Source organism: Serratia proteamaculans (assembly GCF_949794035.1).
GTDB classification, from domain to species: domain Bacteria; phylum Pseudomonadota; class Gammaproteobacteria; order Enterobacterales; family Enterobacteriaceae; genus Serratia; species Serratia proteamaculans.
The window spans coordinates 3,878,656-3,905,646 of the sequence record NZ_OX461105.1; the positions used below are offsets into that span (position 1 = coordinate 3,878,656).

Genomic DNA, 26,991 nt, shown 5'->3' on the forward strand with positions numbered 1-26,991 from the left:
CACGGCGGAGCCTGGGGAAAACAAGCTATCTGAAGTTCTAAAAACCGCGTGTCTTATGCATTCTTGCTCTGTGCGGTGAGCTCACGGCACGTTGTTATCCGCCGTAAGCACCAAAAAAGAGTAGCCGTATTGCGACGGACGGAGAACCAGGTATTCATAAGAAACGCTTTTGCATATAATGCAAAGATGAATGACGCCCGCTATGTTGAACATCTGCCGATATTTCTCGAGGTGGCCCTGTTGGGCAGCTTCTCCGCCGCCGCCCGCAAGCTGGGAATGGTGCCTTCTTCGCTGGTGCGCCACGTTGATGCACTGGAAAGTGCCTTGGGCGCGACGCTGTTTATTCGCTCAACGCGCGGTCTGATGCTGACGGACGCCGGGGAAATGCTGCAGACGCGAGCCACCACGTTGCTGACGGACATCAGCGATATCCGCGCCGAACTGACTTCGCTGAGCGACAGGCCGCAAGGCACCTTGCGCATCAGTTGCCTGCCGACCTTTGGCAAAACCTATATTCTGCCACTGTTGCCGACGCTGGCTGAACGCTATCCGCAGCTGTTTGTTGAGCTGGATTTAACAGAGCGTCAGACCGATCCGACCCAGGAACTGCTGGATGCCGCCATCCGCATCGGCGAGCAGAAAGACAGTGGGCTGTATGCCAGCCGGATAGCCACCCAGCGCTGGATGATGTGCGCCAGCCCTGATTATCTCGCGCGCTATGGCCGCCCAGCCGACCTGAACGCCTTGCCGGAACATCGGCTGATTGCCCGCTATCACAAACAACAACCGGCCTGCTGGGCACAAATTCTCAGCGCTCCTTTGATGGATCGCTGCAATCTGGTATTGCGCTGTGATGACTTTACCGCTCAGCGCGAGGCGGCGCTGCTGGGGCTGGGGATCACCTTTTTACCCAACTGGGTCGTCGGACCGGATATTCAGGCCGGTCGGTTGCTGCCGCTGCTGGAAGATCCGCGGCAGGAGCAACAGGGGATTTATCTGCTGCGGCCGCTGGCGAAGGTGTCCACACGGCTGAATCTGTTTATTACTCTGCTCAAGCAAAGTATCGGTCAGCCGCCGAGTTGGGAGTGAAGCGGTGATACCTGGCCATACAACGCCGGGTTGTCACTTTCATCTTTCAGCTCTATTCCGGTCAGGCGACGCTGGAAAGCCTGCTCCAGCAGCCACGCCAGTTTAAACGCCGCCTGCGGGTAATCCAGCCCTTCCGGACGCACGTTGGAAATGCAATTACGCTCCGACTCCCGCCGCTGGGTGTTCGGCCCCCAGGTCAGGTAGATCCCCAGGCTGTCCGGCGATGACAGGCCCGGCCGCTCGCCGATCAACATCGCCACCGCTCTGGCCCGCAAACATTCACCAATATCATCCCCCAATGCCACCCGCGATTGATGCGCTAACACCACCGGTGCGACCGAGAGCCCCAATAGGTCGAGATAAGGCCGCAGCGCCTGCAACAACGGCAGCGCCTGACGATGTACCGCCTTGGAGGACAAACCGTCCGCCACCACCAGCAGTAAGTCAGCTGGCTTGTCCGACAGGCCCTGCAGCAGGCTGCGGCTGTCCGCAGCCAACCGACGCCCCAGATCCGGTCGACTGAGATAAGCGGTACGATCGGCCGCCTGGCTGTGCACCGTCAAGGTTTGCCAGCCCTGATGCTGTAAAGCGCTGGCCAGCGTATCGCTGTCGAACGGCTGGTGCACCGCATCACGCGCCTGCGCATGCGCCAGGCCAAATTTAAGCAGTTCCTCGGTGGGCAGGCTGGCACCGGTGCGCCCCAGCGCAATGCGCGCATCGGTAAAGGCACGCAGCGCATCCCAACTATTAACGTGGACCGGCTTGCTCATGGTTGCTCTCCCTGTAACGCCAGCAACAGCGGGTGATTGGCGGCGGTGTCGCGCAGTCGCCCCAGATCGTCGGTGATATGCATTTTCGTCAGCCAGTCGGCGAACTCCGGCGCATGCTTCAGCCCCAGCAGTTCGCGGATATACAGCGCGTCGTGGAATGAGGTGCTTTGGTAATTGAGCATGATGTCATCCGCCCCCGGAACGCCAATCAGGAAGGTCAGCCCGGCGGTGGCCAACAGCGTCAACAGCGTATCCATATCGTCCTGATCCGCCTCCGCGTGATTGGTGTAACACACGTCGCAACCCAGCGGCAGGCCGAGCAATTTCCCGCAGAAATGATCTTCCAGACCGGCGCGGATAATCTGTTTGCCGTCGTACAGGTACTCCGGCCCGATAAAGCCGACCACGGTGTTGATCAGCAATGGCGAGAAATGTCGCGCTACCGCATAGGCACGTGCCTCACAGGTTTGTTGATCAACACCGTGGTGCGCATTGGACGACAAACAACTGCCCTGCCCGGTTTCAAAGTACATGACGTTATGACCCAGAGTGCCGCGATTGAGGCTCAGCGCTGCCTGCTGCGCCTCCGCCAGCAGGGCCAGATTTATGCCAAAACCGCTGTTGGCCACCTCGGTACCGGCGATCGACTGGAACACCAAATCCACCGGCGCGCCACGTTCGATCAGGCGCAGCGTATTGGTGACGTGCGTCAACACACAGGATTGGGTAGGAATGGCGAAACGCTGGATCACGTCGTCCAGCATATAATTGAGTTTCTCCAGCAGCGGCAGGCTGTCGCTGGCCGGGTTGATGCCCACCACCGCATCACCGCTGCCATACAGCAGGCCATCAAGCATGCTGGCCGCAATGCCCTGCAGACTATCGGTAGGATGGTTCGGCTGCAGTCGCACGCTGAGGTGGCCCGGCAAGCCAATGGTGTTGCGAAAACGCGTGATCACCCGGCACTTTTTAGCCACCAGGATCAGATCCTGATTGCGCATCAGTTTACTCACTGCCGCCGCCATTTCCGGCGTAATGCCGGCGGCCACCCGCGCCAACATAGCGCTGTCCGCCTGCTCACTCAGCAGCCAGTCGCGAAAGTCCCCCACCGTCAGGTGCGAAATCGGCGCAAAGGCCAACGCATCGTGGCTATCGATAATCAGCCGTGTCACCTCGTCCTGTTCGTACGGCACCAGCAACTGCTGGAGGAAAGTTTTCAGCGGCACCTCTGCCAACGCGATGCGCGCTGCCATGCGTTCCTCTGCGCTGTCCGCCGCCACTTCCGCCAGATAGTCGCCGGAACGGGCCGGTGACGCCTTGGCCATCAACTGGCGTAAATCACTGAAACGGTAGCTGCGCCGGCTAAGCGTTGCCTGATACATAGTGTCCCCTGTTGTGCCCTGAATACTCACCTGAAGTTGCAAACCCTGTACCAAGTGTAGTCAGTCGGCCAGCGAATATATTCGCTCGCTGTTTCACCCACGGGCACTTCAGGTTACAGTAGCCGCAACAAAGGAGAGGTAATGACCCGGCAACAGAAAATTATCCAGTGGTTACAGCAAGATAGTGAAAGAATGGCGGCATTGCGCACCGCACGGCGGCTTGGTCTGAATGACTGGTGCCTGGGGGCCGGTTTTGTGCGTAATCTGGTGTGGGATCGGTTGCACGGTTACACCACGTCAACGCCGCTTAACGACATCGACGTGATCCATTTTGATCCACAACGCCCGGAAGCGGAGCGTGACCAAATGCTGGAAACGCGACTGCAAGAGTGGTTGCCACAGCCGTGGTCGGTGAAAAACCAGGCGCGTATGCACCTGCGCAGCGGCCGGGCGCCCTATCTTAACAGCGAAGATGCCATCAGCTATTGGACCGAGCGGGAAACCGCGGTGGGCGCACGTCTGAACGCTGACGACAGCATCCAACTGGTCGCGCCATTCGGCCTCGACGGGTTGTTCGATGACACCATCACCTTCAATGCCAAAAACGGCGACCTCAGCGCCTATGAACAACGGGTGGCCAGCAAAGGCTGGTTACAGCACTGGCCACGCCTGCGGCAAATCCGCGGGTAAAGTTTTCCCCCGCGCGGCCGATACCCTGAGCAGCAGAATCAAACTCAGGGAGAGTATTATGTCGACCAGCATTACCATGATTGTCCCGGTGAAAAACACCGTACCCGGCATCAGCAAGGTTTTTAGCGCCCCCGGTAACGAAGGCCAGTTGCTGATGGCCAAACCGGTCAACCAGCAGCCGGAAGGCGGCAAGATGAAAGAAACCAAGGAAGCGGGCGGTAGCGATCAGGTAAAAGTGGCCGACAGCAGCGCCTCAGCACGGATCAAATCGCTGAATAAACAAATCCAGGATCTGCAACAAAAACTGGTGGATCTGAAAGACTCGGATGGTGATCCTAAAGAGATCGAAAAACAGAGACAGTTGATTCAGGCGCAGATCAAAATGCTGCAGGCCGAAATCGCGCGGATTCAGAAAGAAGAGATGGAAAAACAGCAGGCAGAGCAAATGGCCAAAACGGCTGACAGCGTTACCCCCGCCAAAGGCGACGGCATCAACCGCCCGACCGCGCTTAACGCCGTGGATGTGTATATTTAACTCAGTAATCCGCCTGCCGTTGGCGCTGCTGCTGCAACAACGCCGCCTGCTGTCCCACTACCTGCCAGATGACCTCTGCCGCCGGTGTCAGCGAGCGATTTTTACGCCGTACCAGCATCAGCGCGCGGTTGATTTCCGGCACCAGCCGCCGAACCTTCAACTGGCCCCCTTCCGGCAAGGGTAATGCCAACGCCGGAAAAATACTGATGCCGATACCTGCCGCCACCATCGGGAACAACGTGGCCGGGTGGCCAATCTCCTGCACCACCGTCGCTTCCACCCCTTGTTGGCGCAGGGCGCTGTCAATCAACGGTCGGCTGCCGGAGGCATAATCCTGTAATACCAAACGACTGCCGTTCAGCGCCGACCAGTGCACTTCAGGCAGCTCGGCAAACGGATGATCGTTACGGCACAGCAGCAGGAAAGGTTCGTGCAGGATCGGTTCACAGTCCAGATCCAACGCCTGCACCGGATCGACCACGATGCCAAAATCGACCTCGGCGTTGCGAATGCTGTGCAGCACCTGCTGTTGCGCCTGGTCACGCAGCATCATGCGGATGTCAGGATACTGCTTTTCCCCTGCGGCGATACATTGCGGCATCAGGTGCGCAGAGATGGTCTGGCTCGACGCCACCCGCACCGTACCACTGCGTAGCACGCCAAAGCTGCGCGCATCCAGCAATGACGACTGTAATTCATCCAGCAATCGTTCAACGCGGTTGGCCAACCGCTGCCCGGCGTCGGTCAGCAGCACTTCGCGGGTAGTGCGATCGAGCAGGCGTACGCCAATTTCCGCCTCCAGCTCTTTTACGCTGTGACTGACCGCCGACTGGGTCAGGCCAATCGCCTCACCGGCCCGACTGAAGCTGCGGTGCCGGGCAATGGCGACAAAAACCCTGAGTTGTTTAATCGAGTAATTCATGTTTTTTATTCATAAATAAATTAAATAAATCAATTTAATTATTATATCCCGTCGCGCGACAATGGGCGCATTGATTTTTCTTCGAGTATGCCGCCATGAGATTTTTGCCCGATCGCTTTACCCTGACGCTGATCGCCACCGTGCTGCTGGCTTCGTTCCTGCCGGCGCGCGGCGAGTTCGTCGGTTGGCTGAACGCGTTGACCATCGCTGCCATCGCCCTGCTGTTCTTTATGCACGGTGCCAAGCTGTCTCGCGAAGCCATTCTGGCCGGCAGCAACAACTGGCGGCTGCACCTTTGGGTGATGTTCAGCACCTTTATTATTTTCCCGACGCTCGGCGTGCTGTTTAAATGGTGGTCGCCGGTCAACGTCAGTCCCGAGTTATATTCCGGTTTTATTTACCTGTGCATTCTGCCCGCCACCGTGCAATCGGCCATCGCCTTTACCTCACTGGCGGGCGGCAACGTGGCCGCTGCGGTGTGCAGCGCGTCGGCTTCGAGCCTGCTGGGGATTTTCGTCTCGCCATTGCTGGTCGGGTTGTTGATGAACGTGCACGGTGAAACCGGCAGCCTGCAACAGGTGGGCTCCATCGTGCTGCAACTGTTGGTGCCGTTTGTCGCTGGCCATCTGTCACGGCCACTGATTGGCAAATGGATCGAACGCAACCGCAAGCTGATCGGCAAAACCGACCAGACCTCGATTCTGCTGGTAGTGTATGCCGCCTTCAGCGAAGCGGTGACGCACGGCATCTGGCATCAGGTGGGGTTGGGTTCACTGGTGTTTATTGTGGTGGGCAGCCTGGTGCTGTTGACCATTGTGCTGGTGGTGAACACTTATATGGCACGCTGGCTGGGCTTTAGTAAAGCCGACGAAATCACCATTGTGTTCTGCGGCTCGAAGAAAAGCCTGGCGAACGGCATCCCGATGGCCAATATCCTGTTCCCAGCCGCGACCGTGGGGATTATGGTGCTGCCGTTGATGGTGTTTCATCAGGTGCAGTTGATGACCTGTGCGGTATTGGCTCGGCGTTATCAGAAGAAACAGCAGGAAAAGCAGGCGGCGCTAAGCGCAGAAGCCGAAACCGTACGGGGATAATAAAATGGGCGCGGCACAGATACCGCGCCCGGTAACTCAAGTTCTCTTCAGCGGCTTGACTAGGTGGTCGAGCCCTTCGATTTTAATCGCCAACGTCATTTCCATCAGCATACCGAGTTTCCCCTGGGGGAACTCCCCTTTGCGGGCAAACCACAGCAGGTATTCTTCCGGCAGGTCAATCAACACTCGCCCCTGGTACTTGCCGAACGGCATCAGGGTGTTGGCGATTTCGATCAGGTTCTCTTTTTCCATCAGACACCCAACAGGCGGATCATTTCCGCTTCGTCGATGACCGCGATGCCCAGCTCCTGCGCCTTCACCAGCTTGGAGCCCGCCGCTTCACCGGCAATCACCAGATCGGTTTTCTTCGATACGCTGCCGCTGACCTTGGCGCCCAGCGCCGTCAGGCGATCTTTGGCCTCGTCGCGGGAAAGCTGGCTCAACGAGCCGGTCAGCACCACGGTTTTACCGGCAAACGGGCTGTCGATCTCTTCCGCCACTATCACTACCGGTGCCGGCCAGTTAATGCCGATTTCGTCGCTGACCAGTTCCTGGATTACCTGCTGATTAAGTTCTTCGTCGAGGAAATGACGCGTGTGCTTCGCCACCACCTCACCCACTTCCGGCACCTGTTTCAGTGCCTCAATATCAGCAGACATCAGCTTATCCAGCGAACCGAAATGTGCCGCCAGATTGGCCGCCGTGGCTTCGCCGACTTCGCGGATACCCAGCGCGTACAGAAAACGGGCAAAAGTGGTCTGTTTGGATTTTTCCAGCGCGTTAACCAGATTCTGCGCCGACTTCGGCCCCATGCGATCCAGCCCGGTCAGTATACCGGCGGACAGACGGAACAGATCGGCCGGATTCTTCACGTACTCTTTTTCGACCAGTTGCTCGATGATCTTGTCGCCCATGCCGTCGACATCCAATGCCCGACGGGAAACAAAGTGCTTCAGCGCTTCTTTACGTTGTGCAGCACAGATCAACCCGCCGGTGCAACGTGTCACCGCTTCGCCTTCCACTCTCTCAACGTCGGAACCGCATACCGGACAATGCTGTGGGAATACGATTTCACGCGCATCCGCCGGACGGCGTTCGGTCATCACTCCCACCACCTGCGGGATCACATCACCGGCACGGCGTACAATCACCGTGTCACCGATACGCAAGCCCAAACGTTCAATTTCGTCGGCATTATGCAGCGTGGCGTTGCTGACGATCACCCCGGCCACCAGCACCGGCTCCAGTCTCGCCACCGGCGTAATGGCACCGGTACGGCCAACCTGGAATTCCACCTCACGCACTAGCGTGATCTGCTCCTGCGCCGGGAATTTGAACGCCGTCGCCCAACGCGGCGCACGCGCCACAAAGCCGAGCGTTTCCTGCAGGTCAATATCGTCGATTTTCACTACCACGCCGTCGATATCAAACCCGAGTTGCGCGCGGTCCTGTTCTACCTGGCGGTAGAATGCCAGGACTTCGTCGCTGCCGGTACAGCGTTTGGCACGATCGCTGACCGGTAAACCCCAGTCTTTGAATTGCATCAGGCGCTGCCAGTGACTGCGCGGCAACTCGCCGCCTTCCCGCAGGCCAACGCCATAGCAGAAGAAGGTCAGCGGGCGTTTGGCGGTAATACGTGGGTCAAGCTGACGGATCGATCCGGCAGCAGCGTTACGCGGGTTGGCGAAAATTTTACCGTCCTTGCGACGCGCCTCTTCGTTCATCTGCTCAAAACCGGCCTGCGGCATAAACACTTCGCCACGCACTTCCACCCGACGCGGGATATTGTCACCGGTCAGTCGCAGCGGAATGGCGCGGATGGTACGCACATTGGAAGTAATATTTTCACCGGTGGTGCCGTCGCCACGCGTGGCCGCGCGAACCAGCTCGCCCTCTTCGTAAAGCAGGCTGACCGCCAGACCGTCCAGCTTCAACTCGCAGCAGAAGGTCAGCGGGTCGCTGCTCTTCAGGCGATCCTGCACTCGCTTATAGAACGCCAGGAAGCTTTCTTCGTCGAAGACGTTGTCCAGCGACAGCATCGGCACTTCATGACGCACCTGATCGAACGCCGCCAGCGGGGCTGCGCCCACACGCTGAGTCGGAGAGTCCGCGGTGATCAACTCCGGGTGTGCGCTTTCCAGTGCACGCAGTTCCCCCATCAGGCGATCGTATTCCGCATCCGGCACTTCCGGCGCGTCCAGCACATGATATTGATATTCGTGATGGCGCAGTGAGGTTCGTAGTTGATTGATTTGTTGGATTATCGATTCCATGGCTCACCATCAAAGATAAAAAACCCCCGGCAAGCGGGGGCTTTGTTGTTACGGATGTTCAGTGCGCGTGGCCGTCGATCAGGCGTTGTTTTCCAACACTTCACGAAGGCGCGCTTTGTAGGTTTCCAGCTTTTGCGGGGTCATCATGCGGCGCTCATCGTCCAGCACCACACCACCCACATCGTCGGCGATCCGCTGTGCCGACTGCAGCATCAGCTTGAAGTTCTGATTAGCGTCGCCATAAGACGGCACCATCATAAACATCGACACGCCCGGCGTAGAGAAATCGGACATCATCTCAGGATCAAAGGACCCCGGCTTAACCATATTCGCCAGGCTGAACAGCACAGGACCGCTGCCCGCAGGACTGATATGGCGATGGAAGATACCCATTTCACCAAACTGGAAGCCCGCCTGCAGTACGCTCTGCAGCAGAATTTCGCCGCCGATCACGCCACCCTGATGTGCGGTAACGTGCAGCACCAGTACGGTTTCTTTCAGTTTAGCCTTGATGGCAGCAGGCGCTGGCTGAGGCTCGTGTGCCACGGCTGGCTTCACTTCCGGCTGCGGCTGATGAGCAGGTTCGGCGTGGAATGCCGGCTCTGCTACTGGTGCCACAGGCGGGAGATCGTCAACGCGCGGTTCACGGCGTGGCGCAGGCTGCTGCGGCTCGTCGTCTTCGTCCTGCGCGTAATTGTCCAACAGGATGTCATCATAATCCGGCCGCTGAGACAGCGGTGGCGGAGCCTGATGAGCAGCCGGTTGAACGGCACGCGGTGCTGGCTCAGCCGCCGGAGCAGGCTTGGGCGCAGCCACGGGTTCTTCGCGAGCGGCATCAAAATGACCAAAGGACGGCTCATCTTCCGGGTGAGCGGAGCGTACACGCACCTCTCCCACACCTTCATCGAGTTCGTCGATCGGGGATTGTTCACGTTCCTTTTTGGAACGTTTGGCTGGGCGATCGCGAAAAAGCGATGAGCGTTCCTTACGACTGGTCCAAAGACCGTGCAATAACAACGCTATTATGGCGATCGCGCCAACAACGATTAATATCAGACGCAAATCCTGCATCATTGCTATCTCTGTTGTTCCAATACATTGCCACCGCGGCAAACATTCACTCTTTAACTCTATTTGCCCGAGCACACAAGTGCAAGTCCGTGCTGAACTTTATGCCAATAAAGATGATTATACTGCCTTTTTTTGCTGTTTTTTCAGCCAATGTCACCCTAGCCAGTAGAAAATCATCCCGATATGATAGCTAAGCCTGTTCAGACAAAGAGATAACTTAAGATATGTCCTATACGCAGTCACCTTCTCACTCCACCAACGGCCTTCATTATTTTGCCGAAGGCTGGCGCCTGATTTCGCGCCCGGGGATTAAACGCTATGTCGTATTACCGTTACTGGTCAACGTACTGCTGATGGGGTCCGCCTTCTGGTGGTTGTTCAGCCAGCTAGGGGATTGGATCCCCAGCATGATGAGCCATGTCCCTACCTGGCTGCAGTGGCTTAGCTATTTGCTGTGGCCGCTGGCGGTCATTTCCGTCTTGCTGGTGTTCAGCTATCTGTTCAGCACCATCACCAACCTGATTGCCGCTCCGTTTTGCGGCCTGCTTGCCGAACACCTGGAGGGCAGCCTGACCGGTAAACCGCTGCCGGACACCGGCATCTTCGGCATTGTGAAAGATTTGCCGCGCATTATGGCGCGTGAATGGCGCAAGCTGGCCTACTACCTGCCACGCGCGCTGCTGCTGCTGATACTCTATTTCATTCCGGGCATTGGCCAGACGGTGGCGCCGGTGCTGTGGTTCCTGTTCAGCGCCTGGATGCTGGCGATCCAGTATTGCGACTACCCGTTCGACAACCACAAGGTGAGCTTCGCCGATATGCGCCGCGCACTGCGCCAGCATAAAACCGACAACCTGCAGTTTGGCGCGATGGTCAGCCTGTTCACCATGATCCCCATCCTTAATCTGGTGATCCTGCCGGTCGCGGTTTGCGGTGCTACTGCAATGTGGGTCGATCGTTACCGCCCACAATTTGTTCGTTCCTGAGTCGTTTTACTGACCGTTTCACGATTAATTCTTCGACAGGGCGCGCAATCTGCGCCCTTATCCTTGTGCTTAAAACTTATTTCCTAATAACATATAGATATACCAATTCTTTACTTCCCTGCCGGTACTGTTAGCGTATGCTTTCGACGTTCCCCACATTTTCATAGAGTTAAAGGACGGGCTATGAGCAAGATATATGAAGACAACTCATTAACAATCGGCCATACGCCGCTGGTTCGTCTGAACCGTATCGGCAACGGACGCATTCTGGCCAAGGTTGAATCACGCAACCCCAGCTTCAGCGTTAAATGCCGCATCGGTGCCAATATGATTTGGGACGCAGAAAAACGCGGCGTACTGGTTGCCGGCAAAGAACTGGTGGAGCCAACCAGCGGCAACACCGGTATCGCACTGGCGTTCGTCGCCGCAGCGCGCGGCTATAAGCTGACGCTGACCATGCCGGAAACCATGAGCATCGAACGCCGCAAGCTGCTGAAAGCGTTGGGCGCCAATCTGGTGCTGACCGAAGGCGCTAAAGGCATGAAAGGCGCGATCGCCAAGGCGGAAGAAATTGTCGCCACCGATCCCAACCGCTACCTCATCCTGCAGCAGTTCAGCAACCCGGCCAACCCGGCGATTCATGAACAAACCACCGGCCCGGAAATCTGGGACGATACCGATGGTGAAGTCGACGTTTTCATCTCCGGCGTCGGTACCGGCGGTACGCTGACCGGTGTCAGCCGCTATATCAAGAACACCAAAGGCAAGGCGATTACCACCGTGGCGGTGGAGCCTACCGACTCCCCGGTGATCACCCAGGCGCTGGCCGGTGAAGAAATCAAACCGGGTCCGCACAAAATTCAGGGCATCGGCGCCGGCTTTATCCCCGGCAACCTGGATCTCGATCTGGTCGACCGCGTTGAGCAAGTCACCAACGACGAAGCCATCAGCATGGCGCGCCGTCTGATGGACGAAGAAGGCATTCTGGCGGGCATTTCCTCTGGTGCAGCAGTGGTTGCTGCGGTGAAACTGACTGAAGAACCCGAGTTCGCCGACAAGACCATCGTGGTGATTTTGCCGTCCTCCGGTGAGCGCTATTTGAGCACCGCTTTGTTCGCCGATTTGTTCACCGAACAAGAATTACAACAGTAGTGCCAACCGCGCACTAATCGCTAAAAAAGCACCTTCCGGGGTGCTTTTTTGTGGACTGGATCAAAGTTTATAGCAGTCAAAGATTGATTTTACCCGCCAGCTTTAGTATTTAACGGTGCATTATTTCGATGCGCGAAATTAATCACCCTTCATTTCTGGTTTAAGCTGAATCGATTTACTCATTTGTCGCCAAGGCGTTAAACACGGCATAATGGAGAGCGGATTAAAACGACGATGGAAGCCGAATTTTTTGATCTGAAGTGCCTAACTCGTCGTTTTCTGTTGCATCAATGCTCGCCCCTGTACCATAGTCAGGCGCTAACCAGACAAGCTAAAGTCATACCCTTGGGCTAAACTTTAGCTCCACAACACACCAATAAGTTGGGGAAACATCAATGTTCCAGCAAGAAGTTACTATTACCGCTCCGAATGGTCTGCACACTCGCCCTGCCGCTCAGTTCGTGAAAGAAGCCAAAGGCTTCACGTCTGACATCACCGTGACCTCCAACGGTAAAAGCGCCAGCGCCAAAAGCCTGTTCAAACTGCAAACTCTGGGGCTGACTCAAGGGACCGTAGTGACCATCTCCGCTGAGGGTGAAGACGAGCAGAAAGCCGTTGAGCACCTGGTAAAACTGATGGCAGAGCTTGAGTAATCGGCCCGTCTTCTTAGTTAACACCAGTCAAGAGTAAGGTAGGGTTATGATTTCAGGCATTTTAGTATCACCGGGTATCGCTTTTGGTAAGGCTCTCCTACTGAAAGAAGATGAAATTGTCATCAACCGGAAGAAAATCTCTGCAGACGCTGTAGAGCAGGAAGTCCAACGTTTTCTTGATGGCCGCGCCAAGGCATCCGTGCAGTTGGAAGCAATCAAGACCAAAGCTGGCGAAACCTTCGGCGAAGAGAAAGAAGCTATCTTCGAAGGCCATATCATGCTGTTGGAAGACGAAGAGCTTGAGCAGGAAATCATAGCCCTAATCAAAGATGATCTGGCTTCTGCGGACGCGGCTGCCTACACCATCATCGAAGGCCAGGCGAAAGCGCTGGAAGAACTCGACGATGAGTACCTGAAAGAACGTGCGGCCGACGTACGTGACATCGGTAAACGCCTGCTGCAGAACATTCTGGGCCTGGCTATCGTCGATCTGAGCTCAATCCAGGACCAAGTGATCCTGGTAGCTACCGATCTGACGCCGTCTGAGACCGCACAGTTGAACCTGGACAAAGTGCTGGGCTTCATCACCGATCTCGGCGGTCGTACTTCCCACACCTCCATCATGGCTCGCTCCCTGGAATTGCCGGCAATCGTAGGCACCAGCGACGTGACCAAACAGGTGAAAAACGACGACTACCTGATTCTGGACGCGGTTAACAATAAAATTTACGTTAACCCAACCGCTGACGTCATCGATCAGTTGAAAGCCGAACAGAACCAGTACCTGACCGAGAAAAACGATCTGGCCAAGCTGAAAGATCTGCCGGCAATTACGCTGGACGGTCATCAGGTTGAAGTCTGTGCCAACATCGGCACCGTGCGCGACGTCGCAGGTGCAGAGCGCAACGGTTCTGAAGGTGTCGGCCTGTATCGTACCGAATTCCTGTTCATGGACCGCGACTCACTGCCAACCGAAGACGAGCAGTTCCAGGCCTATAAAGCCGTTGCGGAAGCCGTAGGCTCACAGGCGGTGATCGTCCGCACCATGGACATCGGCGGCGACAAAGACCTGCCGTACATGAACCTGCCGAAAGAAGAGAACCCGTTCCTCGGCTGGCGCGCCATCCGTATCGCCATGGACCGCAGAGAAATCCTGCACGCTCAGTTGCGTGCCATCCTGCGCGCCTCCGCGTTCGGCAAACTGCGCATCATGTTCCCGATGATCATTTCCGTGGAAGAAGTCCGCGATCTGAAAGGTGAAATCGAGACGCTGAAAGCGCAACTGCGTGAAGAAGCCAAGGCATTTGACGAAACAATTGAAGTGGGCGTGATGGTGGAAACACCGGCCGCGGCAGTGATTGCTCACCACCTGGCGAAAGAAGTCGACTTCTTTAGTATTGGGACAAACGATCTTACCCAGTATACTCTGGCGGTAGATCGCGGCAACGAGCTGATTTCTCATCTCTATAACCCGATGTCCCCATCAGTGCTTGGCCTGATCAAACAGGTTATTGATGCATCTCACGCAGAAGGCAAGTGGACCGGTATGTGCGGTGAACTGGCTGGCGATGAGCGTGCTACACTGTTGTTATTGGGCATGGGGCTGGATGAGTTCAGCATGAGTGCGATTTCAATCCCGCGCATCAAGAAAATTATTCGTAATACGAATTTCGAAGATGTGAAGGCGTTGGCAGCGCAAGCCTTGGCACAGCCAACGGCGCAAGATCTGATGAATTGCGTGAATAAATTCATCGAAGAAAAGACGCTCTGCTAAACTTCCACGACACTGGAACGCCGCCCAATTTAATGCTTAGGAGAAGATCATGGGTTTGTTCGATAAATTGAAATCTCTGGTTTCTGATGACAAGAAAGACACGGGCACTATCGAGATCGTAGCTCCACTTTCTGGCGAAATCGTTAATATCGAAGATGTACCTGACGTAGTATTCGCTGAAAAAATCGTTGGCGACGGTATTGCTATCAAACCAACGGGCAACAAAATGGTTGCTCCGGTTGACGGCACTATCGGTAAAATTTTTGAAACCAACCATGCTTTCTCTATCGAATCCGACAGCGGCATCGAGCTGTTTGTCCACTTCGGTATCGACACCGTTGAACTGAAAGGCGAAGGCTTCAAACGCATCGCTGAAGAAGGCCAGCGCGTCAAGAAAGGCGATGTGGTCATCGAGTTCAATCTGGCCCTGCTGGAAGAGAAAGCCAAGTCTATCCTGACGCCGGTGGTTATCTCCAACATGGACGAGATCAAAGAGCTGATCAAACTGTCCGGTACCGTGACCGTTGGCGAGACCCCGATCATCCGCATCAAGAAGTAATAGCGAATGAACGCAAGAACGGCGCCCTCGGCGCCGTTTTTTTATATCTGTTATTTGTGCAACGTCGCGATAGCGATTAACTCCAGCGTGGAATGCGCAGGGTAATCACCAGCCCTTCCTGTTCGCCGTTACGCGCTTCAACCTGGCCGCCATGTGCCAGTACCACCTTGCGGGTGATCGCCAGCCCCAGCCCGTAGCCCTTGCCCGACATCGCCGATTTCACCCTGACGAACGGATCAAAGATGCTCGAAAGCTTCGACTCTTCTACTCCTGGCCCCTGATCGCTGACCTCAATCTGGAACAGTTGCTCGATACGCGTCAGCACCACCGTCACCCGCTGTCCGTGGCTGGAGAAGCGTAACGCGTTACGCACGATGTTATCCACCGCACGTCGCATCAGCTCGGCATTGCCCTTGACGGTGTAATCCACGTCCGAACTGGCCTGCAGCACGATTTCCACCCCAGGGATCTGGGCTTCATAACGCGCATCGCTCACCACCGCGTCCACCAGCCCGTACAGATCGAAATACTCTTCATCCGGCAGGCTGTTGCTCTCGGCACGTGACAGCGCCAGCAGTTCGCCGATCATTTTATCCAGCCGCCCTGCTTCATGCTCAATGCGCTGCAGCGAGTTCTCTACGTTGCCCTCATTCTGCCGCGCCAGGCCAATCGCTAATTGCAAGCGGGCCAGCGGCGAACGCAGCTCGTGCGAAACATCGTGCAGCAACTGCTCACGGGCGCTGACCAACAGTTCCAGCCGTTCGGCCATGCTGTCAAAGTCACGCGCGACCTCAGAAAGTTCATCATGCCGTCGGCGCATGGCCGGGAACAAACGTACCGACAAGTCCCCCTGCGCCACGCGATCAAAACCGTCACGCAGCTTGCGCATCGGCCGGGTCAGGTTCCAGGCCAGCATCGCACTGAACAACAGCCCCGCCAGCCCCCCGACCCAAAGCATCGGCGCGGGAATATTGAAGAAATGCGAACGCTTGTTGGGGCGATACTCTTCCCGCAGGCCACGCATGTCGTAACTCAGCCAATAGCCGTTACCGCCCTCACCTTCTACCCAGGCGGTGATCGCTTTCGGCATCCGACGGCCTTCAAACACCGGCTCCTCGGGTTCTGGTGCCGGTGCCGGTGGCTCCGCCATCGGGGTCACAGACAGCAAACGTCGGTCATCATCTGACCAGTCTTTCAGCATCGCATTCAGCGCAGGCATGCCACCGCTGCGCAGTTGGGTGGCGGCCGACGTCAATTGCAGCGTGATCACCCGCCGGGCCATGGCATTTTCCGGCGGTTCGTAGCGATCGCCATACAAAGAAAAAGCGACCCACAGCGCCTGGGTCATGATGATAAAAGTCAGCCAGAAGCCGAGCAGGATTTTCCAGAATAATCTTCCGCGCATGGGCATTATCGGATGCGATAGCCGATGCTGCGCACCGTCTCAATGCTGAGCGCGTTGTCCGTCAGCGCCCCCAGCTTCTGGCGAATGTTGCTGATATGCACATCAACGCTGCGGTCATAGGCTTCGCGCGGGCGGCCTAACCCTTTTTCTGACAGCTCATCTTTTGACACCACACGCTCGGGCGCACGCAGCAACAGCTCCAGCAGGTTGAACTCGGAAGCGGTCAGATCGAACGCCTTGCCGCGCCATTCACTGCTGCGGGTCGAAGGGTTAAGGGTCAGCTCACCAAAATTAATCGCAATCTCGTCGTCCACTTCATCCGGACGCTCGTCAAAACGGCGCAGTACCGCACGCAGGCGCGCTACCAGCTCACGGGGATAGCACGGCTTGGGCATATAGTCGTCGGCCCCCATTTCCAGGCCAATCACCCGATCGATGTTATCGCCTTTGGCCGTCAGCATGATGATCGGCATACGGCTCTTTTTACGCACGTCACGCAATACGTCGATGCCGCTCATGTCCGGCAGCATAATGTCGAGGATCATCGCGGTGTAATCGCCTGACAGCGCGCCTTCTACCCCTGCTTTGCCGGTTAGCACCAGCGTGGCGTTAAAGCCTTCGCCGGTCAGGTACTCACTCAGCATGGTGCCGAGTTCGAGGTCATCATCGACCAATAAAATTTTCATGCCTTGCTCCTTCGCGGATTTTCGCCATTTTCACGCCTATTTGTCTGCTTCGCAGCCGGTTTTACTCAATCCTTACATATTCCTGAACGCCACTTAACCGCAGCCTGAGCGACGGCGCGTTAAATTAGTGCCAACAGATTTTTGCCGCGCTTTTATGCCAGGGAATCCCATCGTCATGCCATCGTTTCAACGCTCAAAACGCTATCTGCTGCCCACCGTTATTGTGGCTGCTATCGCCTTATTTCTCTACTTCAGGTCGCAAGGCGGCGAAGAAACTCCCCGTTATATCACTACGGTGGCGCAAACGCGCGAGCTGGAACAAACGGTGTTGGCCGATGGCACCATCGAGGCGCAAAAGCAGGTCAGCGTCGGTGCCCAGGTCTCCGGCCAGATAAAGGCCCTGTACGTGACGCTGGGCGATAAAGTACATAAGGGGCAACGGGTAGCCGAGATTGACGACTTAACGCAGCAGAACGCCCTGAGGGACGCAGAAGCGGCATTGAAAAACGTTCAGGCCCAGCGCGCTTCCAAGATGGCGGCACTGCATAACAATCAGCTCGCTTATCAGCGTCAGCAGGCCATAGTGGCGCGCGGCGTTGGTGTGCGGGCAGATTTGGACAACGCCCAGGCCACGCTGATTGCGACCCGTGCTGACATCAATGCGCTGGACGCGCAGACGGTTCAGGCGCAGATCGCGGTCAATACCGCCCAGGTCAACCTCGGTTACACCAAAATCACCTCGCCGATCGACGGCACCATCGTCGCCCTGCCGGTGGAGGAAGGCCAGACGGTGAACGCGGTACAGAGCGCACCGACCATCGTCAAAGTCGCTCAACTGGCGACCATGACCATCAAAGCGCAAATCTCCGAAGCCGACGTGGTGAAGGTGAAAACCGGCATGCCGGTCTATTTCACCATTCTCGGCGAGCCGGGCAAGCGCTACCGCACCACCCTGCGGGCGATAGAGCCGGCACCGGACTCCATCAATGACGATACCACCTCGTCCAGCACCAGCAGTTCCAGCAGCACTTCCAGTACCAGCACCGCGATTTACTACAACGGCCTGTTTGACGTAGCCAACCTGGACGGCGCGCTACGCATCTCCATGACCGCACAGGTGTATATCGTGCTGGCCAAGGCAGCAGACGCGGTGGTGATCCCCGCCACCGCATTGCAGGGCAACTGGGTACAGGTGGTGGATAAACAGGGCAATATCGCCCGCCGCCCGGTCAAGGTCGGCATCAATAACAACGTCGATGCGCAGATTATCAGCGGCGTGTTGGCCGGCGAGCAAGTAATTGTCAGCCAGGTCAATGCCACGACTAAAAGCAGCACCCGCCGTATGGGCCCGCCGCCGATGGGGATGTAATCATGAGCCAACAGCCTCTGCTGCAACTGCATGGCATCAGCCGCCATTTTCAGGCCGGTGAGCAAACCGTGACGGTGCTGAACAATATCAACCTCACCATTGGCCAGGGCGAAATGGTGGCGATAGTGGGAGCTTCCGGCTCCGGTAAATCGACGCTGATGAACATTCTCGGCTGCCTTGATCATCCCAGTGAGGGCGACTATCAGGTGGCAGGTCGCAGTACCGGGCGGCTGGATCGCGATAGCCTGGCCGAACTGCGCCGCGAACACTTTGGTTTTATCTTCCAACGCTACCATCTGCTGGGCGATCTTAGCGCACAGGGCAACGTGGAAGTCCCGGCGGTGTATGCGGGCCATCAGCGTAGTGCTCGCCGACAGCGCGCCGCCGATTTGTTGCAGCGGCTTGGTTTGGCGCAACGGCTGGATTACCGTCCCAGCCAGCTCTCCGGCGGCCAGCAGCAACGGGTCAGCATCGCCCGTGCATTGATGAACGGTGGCGAAGTGATCCTGGCGGACGAACCGACCGGCGCGCTGGACAGCCACAGTGGTCAGGAGGTGATCGGCATCCTGAAAGACCTGCACGCCCGTGGTCACACGGTGGTAATCGTCACCCACGACATGCAAGTCGCGGAACATGCCCAACGCATCATCGAACTTAGCGACGGCGAAATCATCGCCGACCGACAGAAAAGCGCCCAGACCGTCGCACGCCTGCCAAAGAGGCCGGCCAGCACCAGCAGTCGTTGGCAATCACAACGCGACCGCCTGCGTGAGGCGTTCAAAATGGCGCTGCTGGCGATGGCTTCCCAACGTCTGCGCACCCTGCTGACCATGCTTGGCATTATTATCGGCATCGCCTCGGTGGTGTCGGTGGTGGCGCTGGGCAAAGGCTCCCAACAGCAGGTGCTGGCGAACATTAATGCCATGGGGACCAGCACTCTGGAGGTCTATCCGGGCAAGGATTTCGGTGATATGCGTTCAGCCGCAGTGCAAACGCTGCGCGCCACCGATGCCGACGCGCTGGCGCAGCAGAACTACGTACACAGCGTGACGCCGACCGTTTCCAGCAGCACCACTTTTCGCTATGGTAATCAGTCGGTCAGCGGCACGGTCAACGGCGTTGGCGAACAGTATTTTCTGGTGCGCGGCTACCACATTGACAGCGGCATGGCGTTTAACCGCCAGAGCGTCGATCATCTGATGCAGGAAGCGGTGATCGACGAAAATACCCGCGACAAACTGTTTCCCCACGGCGCCAATCCGCTGGGCGAAGTGATCCTGCTCGGTTCGTTGCCGTGCCGCATTATCGGCGTCGCCGCCAAAAAACAGAGCGGCTTCGGCAGCGATGAAAACCTCAACGTCTGGATCCCCTACACCACTGCCATGAAACGCATGCTGGGCCAGAGCTACCTGAAAAGCATTACCGTGCGGGTTAACGACGATATCGATCTCACCAGCGCCGAAGACGGTGTCACCCGCCTGCTGAGCCAGCGCCACGGCGGTAAAGACTTCTTCGTGATGAACACCGACAGCATCCGCCAGACCATTGAACAGACCACCGCCACCCTGACCTTGCTGGTGTCGATGATCGCGCTGATTTCGCTGGTGGTCGGTGGGATTGGGGTGATGAATATCATGCTGGTGTCGGTCACCGAGCGCACGCGTGAAATTGGCGTCCGTATGGCGGTGGGTGCCCGCGCCAGCGACATCATGCAACAGTTCTTGATTGAGGCGGTGCTGGTGTGCCTGCTGGGCGGCGCGCTGGGGGTCTTGTTGTCACTGGCGATCGGCGTGGTGTTCAGCCAATTCAGCGACAACTTCAAGATGGTTTATTCCACCGGATCCATCGTCGCCGCTTTTATCTGTTCGACGTTGATTGGGGTGATTTTTGGCTTCTTCCCGGCGAAACGCGCCGCCGGGATGGATCCGATACATGCGTTGGAAAGGGAATAACTGTCAGGCAAAAACGCCGGTGGAGAGATAGCGATCGCCGCGATCACAGATGATCGCCACTATCACGCTGCCCGGATTGGCTGCCGCAATCTTTAGCGCACCGGCTACCGCACCGCCGGAGCTAACGCCACAGAAAATGCCTTCGCGCTGTGCCAACTGGCGCATGGTCTGTTCGGCGTCGGTTTGCTCGATGTCCAGCACCTGATCCACCAGTTCCGGACGGAAGATGCCCGGCAGGTAGGCCGGTGCCCAGCGGCGAATGCCGGGAATATTACTGCCTTCTGCTGGTTGCAGGCCGATAATCTGCACCTGAGGATTTTGGCTTTTCAGGTAGCCGCCCACGCCGGTAATGGTGCCAGTAGTGCCCATGCTGGAAACGAAATGGGTCACCCGTTGATGGCTCTGCTGCCAGATTTCCGGACCGGTGGTGGTGAAGTGGGCGTAAGGGTTGTCCAGATTATTGAACTGATCCAGCACCTTGCCCTGCCCCTGATTCTGCATTTCCAGCGCCAGATCGCGCGCGCCTTCCATCCCCACTTCCCGGCTGACCAGGATCAGCTCTGCGCCATAGGCGCGCATCGCCGCCTGGCGTTCCAGGCTCATGTTTTCCGGCATCAGCAGGGTCATCGAATAGCCTTTCAGCGCCGCGATCATCGCCAGCGCAATACCGGTGTTACCACTGGTGGCTTCGATCAACCGATCGCCGGGCTTTATCTCACCGCGCAACTCCGCCTGCTGGATCATCGCCAGCGCGGCGCGATCCTTCACCGAACCCGCCGGGTTATTGCCTTCCAGTTTGAGCCAAACCTCGCTGCCCAGTCCTGCGGCCAGACGTTGTAATTTTACCAGCGGGGTATTACCGATGCATTGTTCAAGCGTTGTCACGATCTTGGCCTGTGTTGAAGTACGTAATGTAAAAAGGCAACCCCAGGGTTGCCTTTAAAATGAAGTTGGGGGCTAAAAACTATCAGGCGCTTTTAGCTAACGCAACAGGTTGTAGCAGTTGGTCACCGGCATACAGACGCGCATTCAGGCTGCCAACGTAGTAACGGCCGCCGCGTACCGGGGGTTCGTTGCCATCCGGCAGCACTACGCTGATCGGTTCCTGATGCCAGCCGATGGGCTGTACGGTCATCTGCCAGAAATGGCCGCGTGGGCTGACTTCCAGCACCTGAACCGGCAGCGGGCAGCGGTCGCTGCTTTCGGTGCCGACTTCCATTTCCCAGGGCCGCAGGAACAAATCCACGCTGCCCTGATGCATCGGCTGGAACGACAGCGGCCACTGGTGCGCACCGACGAACAGTTGCGAACCGCGGATCTCGCCGCTCAGGCGGTTCACTTCGCCCATAAATTCCAGCACGAAGCGGCTGGCAGGCTCACGCACAATCTCTTCCGGCGAACCGACCTGTTCAATATTACCCTGGCTCATCACCACGATACGATCGGCCACTTCCATCGCCTCTTCCTGATCGTGGGTGACAAACACGCTGGTGAATTTCAGCTCTTCATGCAGTTGGCGCAACCAGCGACGCAGCTCTTTACGCACCTGTGCATCCAGCGCACCGAAGGGTTCGTCCAGCAGCAGGATTTGCGGTTCGACCGCCAGCGCACGTGCCAGGGCAACGCGCTGCTTCTGGCCACCGGAAAGCTGTGACGGGTAGCGGCTAGCCAGGTGGCTCAACTGCACCATTTCCAATAACTGGGTCACTTTTTGTTTGATCGCCGCGGCATTCGGACGCTCACGACGCGGCAGTACGCTCAGGCCGAAGGCGATGTTGTCGAACACCGTCATATGGCGGAACAGCGCGTAATGCTGGAACACGAAGCCCACCCGACGATCGCGGGCATGCACATGGCTGACGTCGGTACCGTGGAAGCCCAGCTTGCCGCCGCTCTGGCTTTCCAGCCCGGCGATAATGCGCAGCAACGTGGTTTTACCGGAGCCAGAAGGCCCCAGCAGCGCCACCATCTCACCGGAGGCAATATCGAGCGAGATATCGTTCAATACCTTGGTACGACCGAAAAACTTGTTGATACCGTTAATCTCAATGCTCATGATTTTCCTCCCGCTCGAGACGTGCATTCTGACGTTCCAGACGCCATTGCAGGCCACTCTTCAAAAATAGGGTCACTATTGCCATCAGGGTCAGCAAACCGGCGGCGGTAAAGGAACCGACCGTGTTGTAGTCCTGTTGCAATAACTCAACCTGCAGCGGCAGGCTGAAGGTCTCACCGCGAATAGAACCGGACACTACCGAGACCGCGCCGAATTCACCGATGGCACGCGCGTTGGTCAGTACCACGCCGTACAACAGCGCCCAGCGAATGTTTGGCAGCGTCACCCGGCGGAACATCTGCCAGCCGGAAGCGCCCAACAAAATGGCGGCTTCGTCTTCCTGGCTGCCCTGGCTGAGCATCATCGGCACCAGCTCACGCACCACGAACGGACAGGTCACGAAAATGGTCACCAGTACCATGCCCGGCCAGGAGAACATCACCTGGATATTATGCGCATCCAGCCAACCGCCCAGCAGGCCATTGCTGCCGTAAAACAACAGGTAAATCAGCCCCGCTACCACCGGTGAAACGGCGAACGGGATGTCGATCAGCGTCAGCAGCAGCTGGCGACCGGGGAAGGTGAAACGCGTCACCAACCAGGCCAGCAAGGTGCCGAAAACCAGGTTGAACGGCACGGTAATTAAAGCGATCAGTACCGTCAGCCAGATGGCGTGCAACATGTCGCGATCGATCAGGTTGCCCCACATCGCGCCAACACCCTTGGAAAAGGCCTCGGCGAAAATCGAAATAATCGGCACCACCAGCAGCAGTACCGAAAACAGTACGCCGATACCGATCAGCGTCCACTTGCCCCAGTTGACGCGTGGGCGTTCGACACCGTTGAACTCAGAGATATCCGCCATCAGTGCCCCCCAATGCGTCGGCCAAAGCGGCTCTGCAGAACGTTAATGCTGAACAGCAACAGCAGCGAGGCCGCCAGGATCACCGAGGCAATCGCACTGGCCGCCGGATAATCAAATTCCTGCAAACGAACAAAAATCATCAACGAGGTCACTTCCGTCTTCCAGGCGATGTTGCCGGCAATAAAAATCACCGCACCAAACTCGCCCAGGCTGCGGGTAAAGGAGATGGCCGTACCGGCCAGCAGCGCCGGTGCCAACTCGGGCATTACCACACGGCGGAAGCTCTGCCAGCGGGTTGCCCCCAGGGTTTCCGCCGCTTCTTCATATTCCGGCCCCAGTTCTTCCAGTACCGGCTGTACGGTGCGCACCACAAACGGCAGGCTGGTAAACGCCATCGCCACCGCAATCCCCAGCCAGGTGAAAGTTACCTTGATGTCAAAATGCGCCAACCACTGGCCATACCAACCGGTGGTGGAAAACAGTCCCGCCAGCGTCAGACCGGCTACCGCAGTCGGTAGCGCGAACGGCAAATCGATCAGGCCGTCCAGCAGCGTGCGACCGGGAAAACGATAGCGGGTGAGGATCCAGGCCATCAGCATGCCGAACACCGCGTTAAACAGGCTGGCGACGCCCGCTGCCAGCAGCGTGACCTTATAGGCCGCCACCACCTGCGGGTTGGAAATCACTTCCCAATACTGCGCCAGGCTCATCTGAGCCAACTGCATCACCAGCGCACTGAGCGGCAACAGCAGGATCAGGCAGGTATAAAACAGGCTGCTCCCCAGACTGAGGCCGAACCCTGGCAAAACCCGCTTGCTGGTCAACGTCAACATTACTTACGCCCTGCGGCTAACAGTTGATCCAACTCACCACCGGTGGAGAAATGCGTTTTCATCACCTGCGGCCAGCCACCAAACTGATCTTCCACCCGGAACAGCTTGGTCTCCGGGAACTGGCCCTTGGCCGCTGCCATCGCCTGCTTGTCGTAAACGCGATAGTAGTAGCTGGTGATCACCTGCTGGGCTGCCGGGCTGTAGAGATAATTCAGGTAGTCTTTGGCCGCCTGTTCGGTGCCGTTTCTTGCCACGTTTTTATCTACCCAGGCCACCGGGAACTCCGCCAGAATATCGACCGGCGGCACGATCACTTCGTATTTGTCCTCGCCATACTGCTTGCGGATATTGTTCACTTCCGACTCAAAGCTGATCAGCACGTCGCCCAGACCCCGTTCCACGAAGGTGGTGGTCGCGCCACGGCCGCCGGTGTCAAACACCAGGACGTTTTTCAAAAAGCGGGTCATAAAGGCGCGAGTTTTGGTCTGATCGTTGCCATCTGCCTGGCTGGCAGCACCCCAGGTGGCCAGATAGGTATAGCGGCCGTTACCGGAGGTTTTCGGGTTCGGGAATACCAGCTTCACGTCGTCACGCACCAAATCGTTCCAGCTATGAATGCCTTTTGGATTGTCCTTGCGTACCAGGAAAGCCATGGTGGAATAGAAAGGTGAGCTGTTGTTCGGTAAACGGGTCTGCCAGTCGGCCGGGATCAGTTGGCCGCGATCGTGCAGGATCTGCACGTCGGTCACCTGGTTGTAGGTCACCACATCGGCACGTAATCCTTGCAGGATCGCCAACGCCTGCTTGGAAGAACCGGCGTGGGATTGCTTGATGGTCAGCTTGTCGCCCGGATGCTGCTGGTTCCATTGCTGTTCAAAGCCTGGGTTCAGCGCGGTAAACAATTCACGGGAAACGTCATAGGAGCTGTTCAGCAATTCGGTTGCCGATACGGTGCCGCTGGCTAACAGCGCCGCCGTCAACCATCCTTTCAGTACGATATTTTTAACCCGTGTTTGTTTCATTGTGCACCTTATAACTGAGTCAATCCGTCGGGCTTTCGCCCTGATGTTGACCAGTGTATTTATAACTAGGTGCGGAGCTGTAACGCTTTTATATACCGTTTAGTGATTTTCAAGCATCAAACGCTATAAGGCAGGTACGGAGCGGCATGGCGGAGGGGGATATAAAACCGGAGCTGGCGTGGCCAACCCCGGTGAAGGGGTTAAAGCGACAGCAGGCGCGTCAGTGATGGCGCAAAGTAATAGCTGCCGGTCACCGCACGGCTGAAACGCAGCATCGCATCACGTTTGCCGTCCAGATCGCCAAACATGCTCAGCAGCTGTTTTTCGATGTTATGCAGGCGCGCGCAGTAGGCGATGAAATACAGCCCGTGCTTGCCGCTGGCGGTACCGTAAGGCAGGCTCTGGCGCAGGATCTTCAGGCCCTTGCCGTCTTCTTTCAGATCGACACGGCTGACATGCGAGGTATCCGGACGCTGCTCCGGCGGCAACTCTTCGCTATCCTGCTTGGTGCGGCCGATAATCTGCTCTTGCTGCTCGGGGGTGAAACGCTGCCACTGACGCAGGTTGTGTTCGTAACGCTGCACCAGCACGTAGCTGCCGCCGGCATCTTCTTCGCCTTCGGCAATCACCGCCACTTCCGGGCGTTGCTCGCCCTGCGGGTTTTCAGTACCGTCGATAAAGCCGCTCAGATCACGCTCTTCTACCCAGCGGAAACCGTGGGTTTCTTCTTCAATTTTGATGGCGTTGCCAAACGCCGCCAGTGCGGCCTGAGCCAGCGTGAAGTTAACGTCATGACGCAGGGATTGAATATGGATCAGCAGGTCGCGCTGGGTGGCCGGTGCCAGCCCCTTGCCAAGCGGGGTGAATGGCTTCAGCTCTTTGGCGCCCTGACCGCTGGACAGGTCATGCCAAACGTCGTAGCCGAAGGCGATCACCGCGCCCAAATGCGCATCGGGGAACTGCTGTTGCAGCTCGGTCAAGGTCTGGCAAAACTGCTTGCAGCCCTGGCGTAAATCGGCGAATTCGCCCTGCACGGTGGCTTCCATAAAAATGGCGAAACGGCAGTGTTCCAGCAAAATGCCGCTCTGAACCTGTGTCATTATCGTTATCCTCAATAGCAGAATCGGGTAACAGTGGCCTGTTACGAATGCGCAGCATCATACCGCAAGCAAGGGTAATTGCCTTGCCCGAACGCAAAGAAAATAAGGATATCCGTCATGATGAGGGGAGCGGAGGCGCCGCGGATTGGGCGCCCAAAAAGAAAGGTTTACTGAGGTTTGGCGTGCCAGATGATCTTGCTGACCGTCCAGCTTTTCAGCGTGTCATCCGGCGGGATGATGTCCTGCGGACCGGCCCATTTGCCGTTGAAGATGTAGGTGACGTACTTGCTCTGCTCCGCCACGCACTCTACCTTGCCGGCATCATCGCCATCGGCCGGTTTACAGGCGCCAAACGCCTTGCTGTACAGGTCGCTGAACGGCGTGCCGAGTTTGCTGCCCCACTCGGTAGCGACCTTGCTGTCCATCACGTCCACACGCTGCACGTGGCCCTTGGGTTCACCGGTGATCACCAGCTTCACGTCGTTGCCGTCCATCGCCTGGTAGTAAGAAACAATCTGGCCCTGACTGGTAGCCATGCCGCCGCGCAGGCGGTAATCGCCGTTCAGCCCGTCGTTAATGGCGCTTTCCGACATTGGGGTGCCGGCATTGAGTTCACCAACGCCCTTGGCACTGACCTCAAGACTGCTGCCAAACCAGTTAAGCGGTGACAGGCTCGACCAGGAGAAGTTGGACATCGTCGAACAGCCGGTCAGTAACAGCGGGAGCCCTAACAGCAGGGGGCGAATATTCATC

The 26,991-nt window shown here is 57.2% G+C and carries 26 protein-coding genes; 11 read left to right on the top strand and 15 right to left on the bottom strand.

Annotated features, from left to right (window positions below):
• Positions 1-186: 186 nt before the first annotated feature.
• Positions 187-1,089, top strand: coding sequence for a LysR family transcriptional regulator (locus QOT07_RS18080; RefSeq protein WP_129936630.1), 903 nt, complete (start codon positions 187-189; stop codon positions 1,087-1,089).
• On the opposite strand, the gene eutC is transcribed toward QOT07_RS18080, so the two are convergent.
• Both eutC and QOT07_RS18090 read right to left on the bottom strand, forming a co-directional pair.
• Complete coding sequence (gene eutC / locus QOT07_RS18085; RefSeq protein ID WP_099063649.1) at positions 1,068-1,859, bottom strand: ethanolamine ammonia-lyase subunit EutC; 792 nt, start codon at positions 1,857-1,859, stop codon at positions 1,068-1,070. The two genes, QOT07_RS18080 and eutC, sit on opposite strands and share 22 nt — an antisense overlap.
• A complete protein-coding gene (locus tag QOT07_RS18090) occupies positions 1,856-3,241 on the bottom strand; it encodes an ethanolamine ammonia-lyase subunit EutB (protein ID WP_283603693.1) in 1,386 nt (461 codons plus the stop codon). The genes eutC and QOT07_RS18090 overlap by 4 nt, the downstream gene beginning before the upstream one ends.
• Positions 3,242-3,382: 141 nt before the next feature.
• On the opposite strand from QOT07_RS18090, the gene QOT07_RS18095 reads away from it, so the two are divergent.
• Positions 3,383-3,931, top strand: coding sequence for a nucleotidyltransferase family protein (locus tag QOT07_RS18095; protein ID WP_219016732.1), 549 nt, complete (start codon positions 3,383-3,385; stop codon positions 3,929-3,931).
• 58 nt (positions 3,932-3,989) lie between these two features.
• A complete protein-coding gene (locus tag QOT07_RS18100) occupies positions 3,990-4,466 on the top strand; it encodes a FlxA-like family protein (RefSeq protein WP_219016733.1) in 477 nt (158 codons plus the stop codon).
• 1 nt (position 4,467) lies between these two features.
• Here QOT07_RS18100 and QOT07_RS18105 read toward each other — a convergent pair whose 3' ends face one another.
• Positions 4,468-5,388, bottom strand: a complete 921-nt coding sequence (locus QOT07_RS18105; RefSeq protein WP_283603694.1) for a LysR family transcriptional regulator — start codon at positions 5,386-5,388, stop codon at positions 4,468-4,470.
• A gap of 95 nt (positions 5,389-5,483) precedes the next feature.
• Here QOT07_RS18105 and QOT07_RS18110 point away from each other — a divergent pair, with 95 nt between their 5' ends.
• A complete protein-coding gene (locus QOT07_RS18110; protein ID WP_099063644.1) occupies positions 5,484-6,482 on the top strand; it encodes a bile acid:sodium symporter family protein in 999 nt (332 codons plus the stop codon).
• Between the two features lie 36 nt (positions 6,483-6,518).
• Here the strand turns inward: QOT07_RS18110 and QOT07_RS18115 are convergent, their stop codons facing one another.
• The 3 genes from QOT07_RS18115 to zipA form a co-directional block, all read right to left on the bottom strand.
• The gene (locus QOT07_RS18115) at positions 6,519-6,734 is read right to left on the bottom strand and encodes a DUF3820 family protein (protein ID WP_099063643.1); all 216 of its coding nucleotides are present in this window, start codon (positions 6,732-6,734) and stop codon (positions 6,519-6,521) included.
• Entirely contained in the window at positions 6,734-8,755 is a 2,022-nt protein-coding gene (gene ligA, locus QOT07_RS18120) for an NAD-dependent DNA ligase LigA (protein WP_283603696.1), read from the bottom strand. The genes QOT07_RS18115 and ligA overlap by 1 nt, the downstream gene beginning before the upstream one ends.
• 78 nt (positions 8,756-8,833) lie before the next feature.
• Complete coding sequence (gene zipA, locus QOT07_RS18125) at positions 8,834-9,829, bottom strand: cell division protein ZipA (RefSeq protein WP_283603697.1); 996 nt, start codon at positions 9,827-9,829, stop codon at positions 8,834-8,836.
• A gap of 221 nt (positions 9,830-10,050) precedes the next feature.
• On the opposite strand from zipA, the gene cysZ reads away from it, so the two are divergent.
• From cysZ to crr, 5 genes are all read left to right on the top strand, one after another.
• On the top strand, positions 10,051-10,812 hold the full coding sequence (cysZ, locus tag QOT07_RS18130; RefSeq protein WP_099063640.1) for a sulfate transporter CysZ: 762 nt from the start codon (positions 10,051-10,053) through the stop codon (positions 10,810-10,812).
• 183 nt (positions 10,813-10,995) lie between these two features.
• Complete coding sequence (gene cysK, locus QOT07_RS18135) at positions 10,996-11,964, top strand: cysteine synthase A (protein WP_207978942.1); 969 nt, start codon at positions 10,996-10,998, stop codon at positions 11,962-11,964.
• A gap of 395 nt (positions 11,965-12,359) precedes the next feature.
• Entirely contained in the window at positions 12,360-12,617 is a 258-nt protein-coding gene (ptsH, locus tag QOT07_RS18140; protein ID WP_004936458.1) for a phosphocarrier protein Hpr, read from the top strand.
• A 46-nt stretch (positions 12,618-12,663) separates the two neighbouring features.
• Positions 12,664-14,391 (top strand): phosphoenolpyruvate-protein phosphotransferase PtsI, encoded by a 1,728-nt coding sequence (ptsI, locus tag QOT07_RS18145; protein WP_261416843.1) that lies wholly within the window; start codon positions 12,664-12,666, stop codon positions 14,389-14,391.
• A 49-nt stretch (positions 14,392-14,440) separates the two neighbouring features.
• Positions 14,441-14,950 (top strand): PTS glucose transporter subunit IIA, encoded by a 510-nt coding sequence (crr, locus tag QOT07_RS18150; RefSeq protein WP_085118019.1) that lies wholly within the window; start codon positions 14,441-14,443, stop codon positions 14,948-14,950.
• Positions 14,951-15,026: 76 nt separating this feature from the next.
• Here crr and QOT07_RS18155 read toward each other — a convergent pair whose 3' ends face one another.
• Together QOT07_RS18155 and QOT07_RS18160 are read right to left on the bottom strand one after the other, a co-directional pair.
• Positions 15,027-16,355, bottom strand: coding sequence for an ATP-binding protein (locus tag QOT07_RS18155; protein WP_283603698.1), 1,329 nt, complete (start codon positions 16,353-16,355; stop codon positions 15,027-15,029).
• Positions 16,356-16,360: 5 nt separating this feature from the next.
• Complete coding sequence (locus QOT07_RS18160; RefSeq protein ID WP_012146164.1) at positions 16,361-17,041, bottom strand: response regulator transcription factor; 681 nt, start codon at positions 17,039-17,041, stop codon at positions 16,361-16,363.
• Between the two features lie 175 nt (positions 17,042-17,216).
• Here QOT07_RS18160 and QOT07_RS18165 point away from each other — a divergent pair, with 175 nt between their 5' ends.
• Entirely contained in the window at positions 17,217-18,410 is a 1,194-nt protein-coding gene (locus tag QOT07_RS18165; RefSeq protein ID WP_099063637.1) for an efflux RND transporter periplasmic adaptor subunit, read from the top strand.
• Between the two features lie 2 nt (positions 18,411-18,412).
• Entirely contained in the window at positions 18,413-20,362 is a 1,950-nt protein-coding gene (locus QOT07_RS18170) for a MacB family efflux pump subunit (protein WP_207978947.1), read from the top strand.
• 3 nt (positions 20,363-20,365) lie between these two features.
• Here QOT07_RS18170 and cysM read toward each other — a convergent pair whose 3' ends face one another.
• From cysM to QOT07_RS18205, 7 genes are all read right to left on the bottom strand, one after another.
• Complete coding sequence (gene cysM, locus QOT07_RS18175; RefSeq protein WP_099063636.1) at positions 20,366-21,247, bottom strand: cysteine synthase CysM; 882 nt, start codon at positions 21,245-21,247, stop codon at positions 20,366-20,368.
• 82 nt (positions 21,248-21,329) lie between these two features.
• Complete coding sequence (gene cysA, locus QOT07_RS18180; protein ID WP_099063635.1) at positions 21,330-22,418, bottom strand: sulfate/thiosulfate ABC transporter ATP-binding protein CysA; 1,089 nt, start codon at positions 22,416-22,418, stop codon at positions 21,330-21,332.
• Positions 22,408-23,283 (bottom strand): sulfate/thiosulfate ABC transporter permease CysW, encoded by an 876-nt coding sequence (cysW, locus tag QOT07_RS18185; protein WP_085118026.1) that lies wholly within the window; start codon positions 23,281-23,283, stop codon positions 22,408-22,410. The genes cysA and cysW overlap by 11 nt, the downstream gene beginning before the upstream one ends.
• Positions 23,283-24,116, bottom strand: coding sequence for a sulfate/thiosulfate ABC transporter permease CysT (gene cysT / locus QOT07_RS18190; RefSeq protein WP_085118028.1), 834 nt, complete (start codon positions 24,114-24,116; stop codon positions 23,283-23,285). Before cysT ends, cysW begins: the two co-directional genes overlap by 1 nt.
• Positions 24,116-25,138, bottom strand: coding sequence for a sulfate ABC transporter substrate-binding protein (locus tag QOT07_RS18195; protein WP_283603700.1), 1,023 nt, complete (start codon positions 25,136-25,138; stop codon positions 24,116-24,118). Before QOT07_RS18195 ends, cysT begins: the two co-directional genes overlap by 1 nt.
• A 200-nt stretch (positions 25,139-25,338) precedes the next feature.
• Complete coding sequence (locus QOT07_RS18200; RefSeq protein ID WP_261285096.1) at positions 25,339-26,238, bottom strand: Dyp-type peroxidase; 900 nt, start codon at positions 26,236-26,238, stop codon at positions 25,339-25,341.
• Positions 26,239-26,405: 167 nt separating this feature from the next.
• Positions 26,406-26,990, bottom strand: a complete 585-nt coding sequence (locus QOT07_RS18205) for an RpoE-regulated lipoprotein (RefSeq protein ID WP_261427933.1) — start codon at positions 26,988-26,990, stop codon at positions 26,406-26,408.
• Position 26,991: the final 1 nt, after the last annotated feature.

Coding starts and splice junctions, on each gene's coding strand:
- cysK (WP_207978942.1), top strand. CDS start 10,996: ATGAGCAAGATATATGAAGACAACTCATTAACAATCGGCCATACGCCG.
- QOT07_RS18105 (WP_283603694.1), bottom strand. CDS start 5,388: ATGAATTACTCGATTAAACAACTCAGGGTTTTTGTCGCCATTGCCCGG.
- QOT07_RS18110 (WP_099063644.1), top strand. CDS start 5,484: ATGAGATTTTTGCCCGATCGCTTTACCCTGACGCTGATCGCCACCGTG.
- QOT07_RS18205 (WP_261427933.1), bottom strand. CDS start 26,990: ATGAATATTCGCCCCCTGCTGTTAGGGCTCCCGCTGTTACTGACCGGC.
- QOT07_RS18170 (WP_207978947.1), top strand. CDS start 18,413: ATGAGCCAACAGCCTCTGCTGCAACTGCATGGCATCAGCCGCCATTTT.
- QOT07_RS18160 (WP_012146164.1), bottom strand. CDS start 17,041: ATGAAAATTTTATTGGTCGATGATGACCTCGAACTCGGCACCATGCTG.
- QOT07_RS18155 (WP_283603698.1), bottom strand. CDS start 16,355: ATGCGCGGAAGATTATTCTGGAAAATCCTGCTCGGCTTCTGGCTGACT.
- ptsI (WP_261416843.1), top strand. CDS start 12,664: ATGATTTCAGGCATTTTAGTATCACCGGGTATCGCTTTTGGTAAGGCT.
- QOT07_RS18100 (WP_219016733.1), top strand. CDS start 3,990: ATGTCGACCAGCATTACCATGATTGTCCCGGTGAAAAACACCGTACCC.
- cysZ (WP_099063640.1), top strand. CDS start 10,051: ATGTCCTATACGCAGTCACCTTCTCACTCCACCAACGGCCTTCATTAT.
- QOT07_RS18095 (WP_219016732.1), top strand. CDS start 3,383: ATGACCCGGCAACAGAAAATTATCCAGTGGTTACAGCAAGATAGTGAA.
- cysT (WP_085118028.1), bottom strand. CDS start 24,116: ATGTTGACGTTGACCAGCAAGCGGGTTTTGCCAGGGTTCGGCCTCAGT.
- crr (WP_085118019.1), top strand. CDS start 14,441: ATGGGTTTGTTCGATAAATTGAAATCTCTGGTTTCTGATGACAAGAAA.
- QOT07_RS18115 (WP_099063643.1), bottom strand. CDS start 6,734: ATGGAAAAAGAGAACCTGATCGAAATCGCCAACACCCTGATGCCGTTC.
- zipA (WP_283603697.1), bottom strand. CDS start 9,829: ATGATGCAGGATTTGCGTCTGATATTAATCGTTGTTGGCGCGATCGCC.
- QOT07_RS18080 (WP_129936630.1), top strand. CDS start 187: ATGAATGACGCCCGCTATGTTGAACATCTGCCGATATTTCTCGAGGTG.
- QOT07_RS18090 (WP_283603693.1), bottom strand. CDS start 3,241: ATGTATCAGGCAACGCTTAGCCGGCGCAGCTACCGTTTCAGTGATTTA.
- QOT07_RS18200 (WP_261285096.1), bottom strand. CDS start 26,238: ATGACACAGGTTCAGAGCGGCATTTTGCTGGAACACTGCCGTTTCGCC.
- QOT07_RS18165 (WP_099063637.1), top strand. CDS start 17,217: ATGCCATCGTTTCAACGCTCAAAACGCTATCTGCTGCCCACCGTTATT.
- QOT07_RS18195 (WP_283603700.1), bottom strand. CDS start 25,138: ATGAAACAAACACGGGTTAAAAATATCGTACTGAAAGGATGGTTGACG.
- cysW (WP_085118026.1), bottom strand. CDS start 23,283: ATGGCGGATATCTCTGAGTTCAACGGTGTCGAACGCCCACGCGTCAAC.
- cysA (WP_099063635.1), bottom strand. CDS start 22,418: ATGAGCATTGAGATTAACGGTATCAACAAGTTTTTCGGTCGTACCAAG.
- ptsH (WP_004936458.1), top strand. CDS start 12,360: ATGTTCCAGCAAGAAGTTACTATTACCGCTCCGAATGGTCTGCACACT.
- ligA (WP_283603696.1), bottom strand. CDS start 8,755: ATGGAATCGATAATCCAACAAATCAATCAACTACGAACCTCACTGCGC.
- eutC (WP_099063649.1), bottom strand. CDS start 1,859: ATGAGCAAGCCGGTCCACGTTAATAGTTGGGATGCGCTGCGTGCCTTT.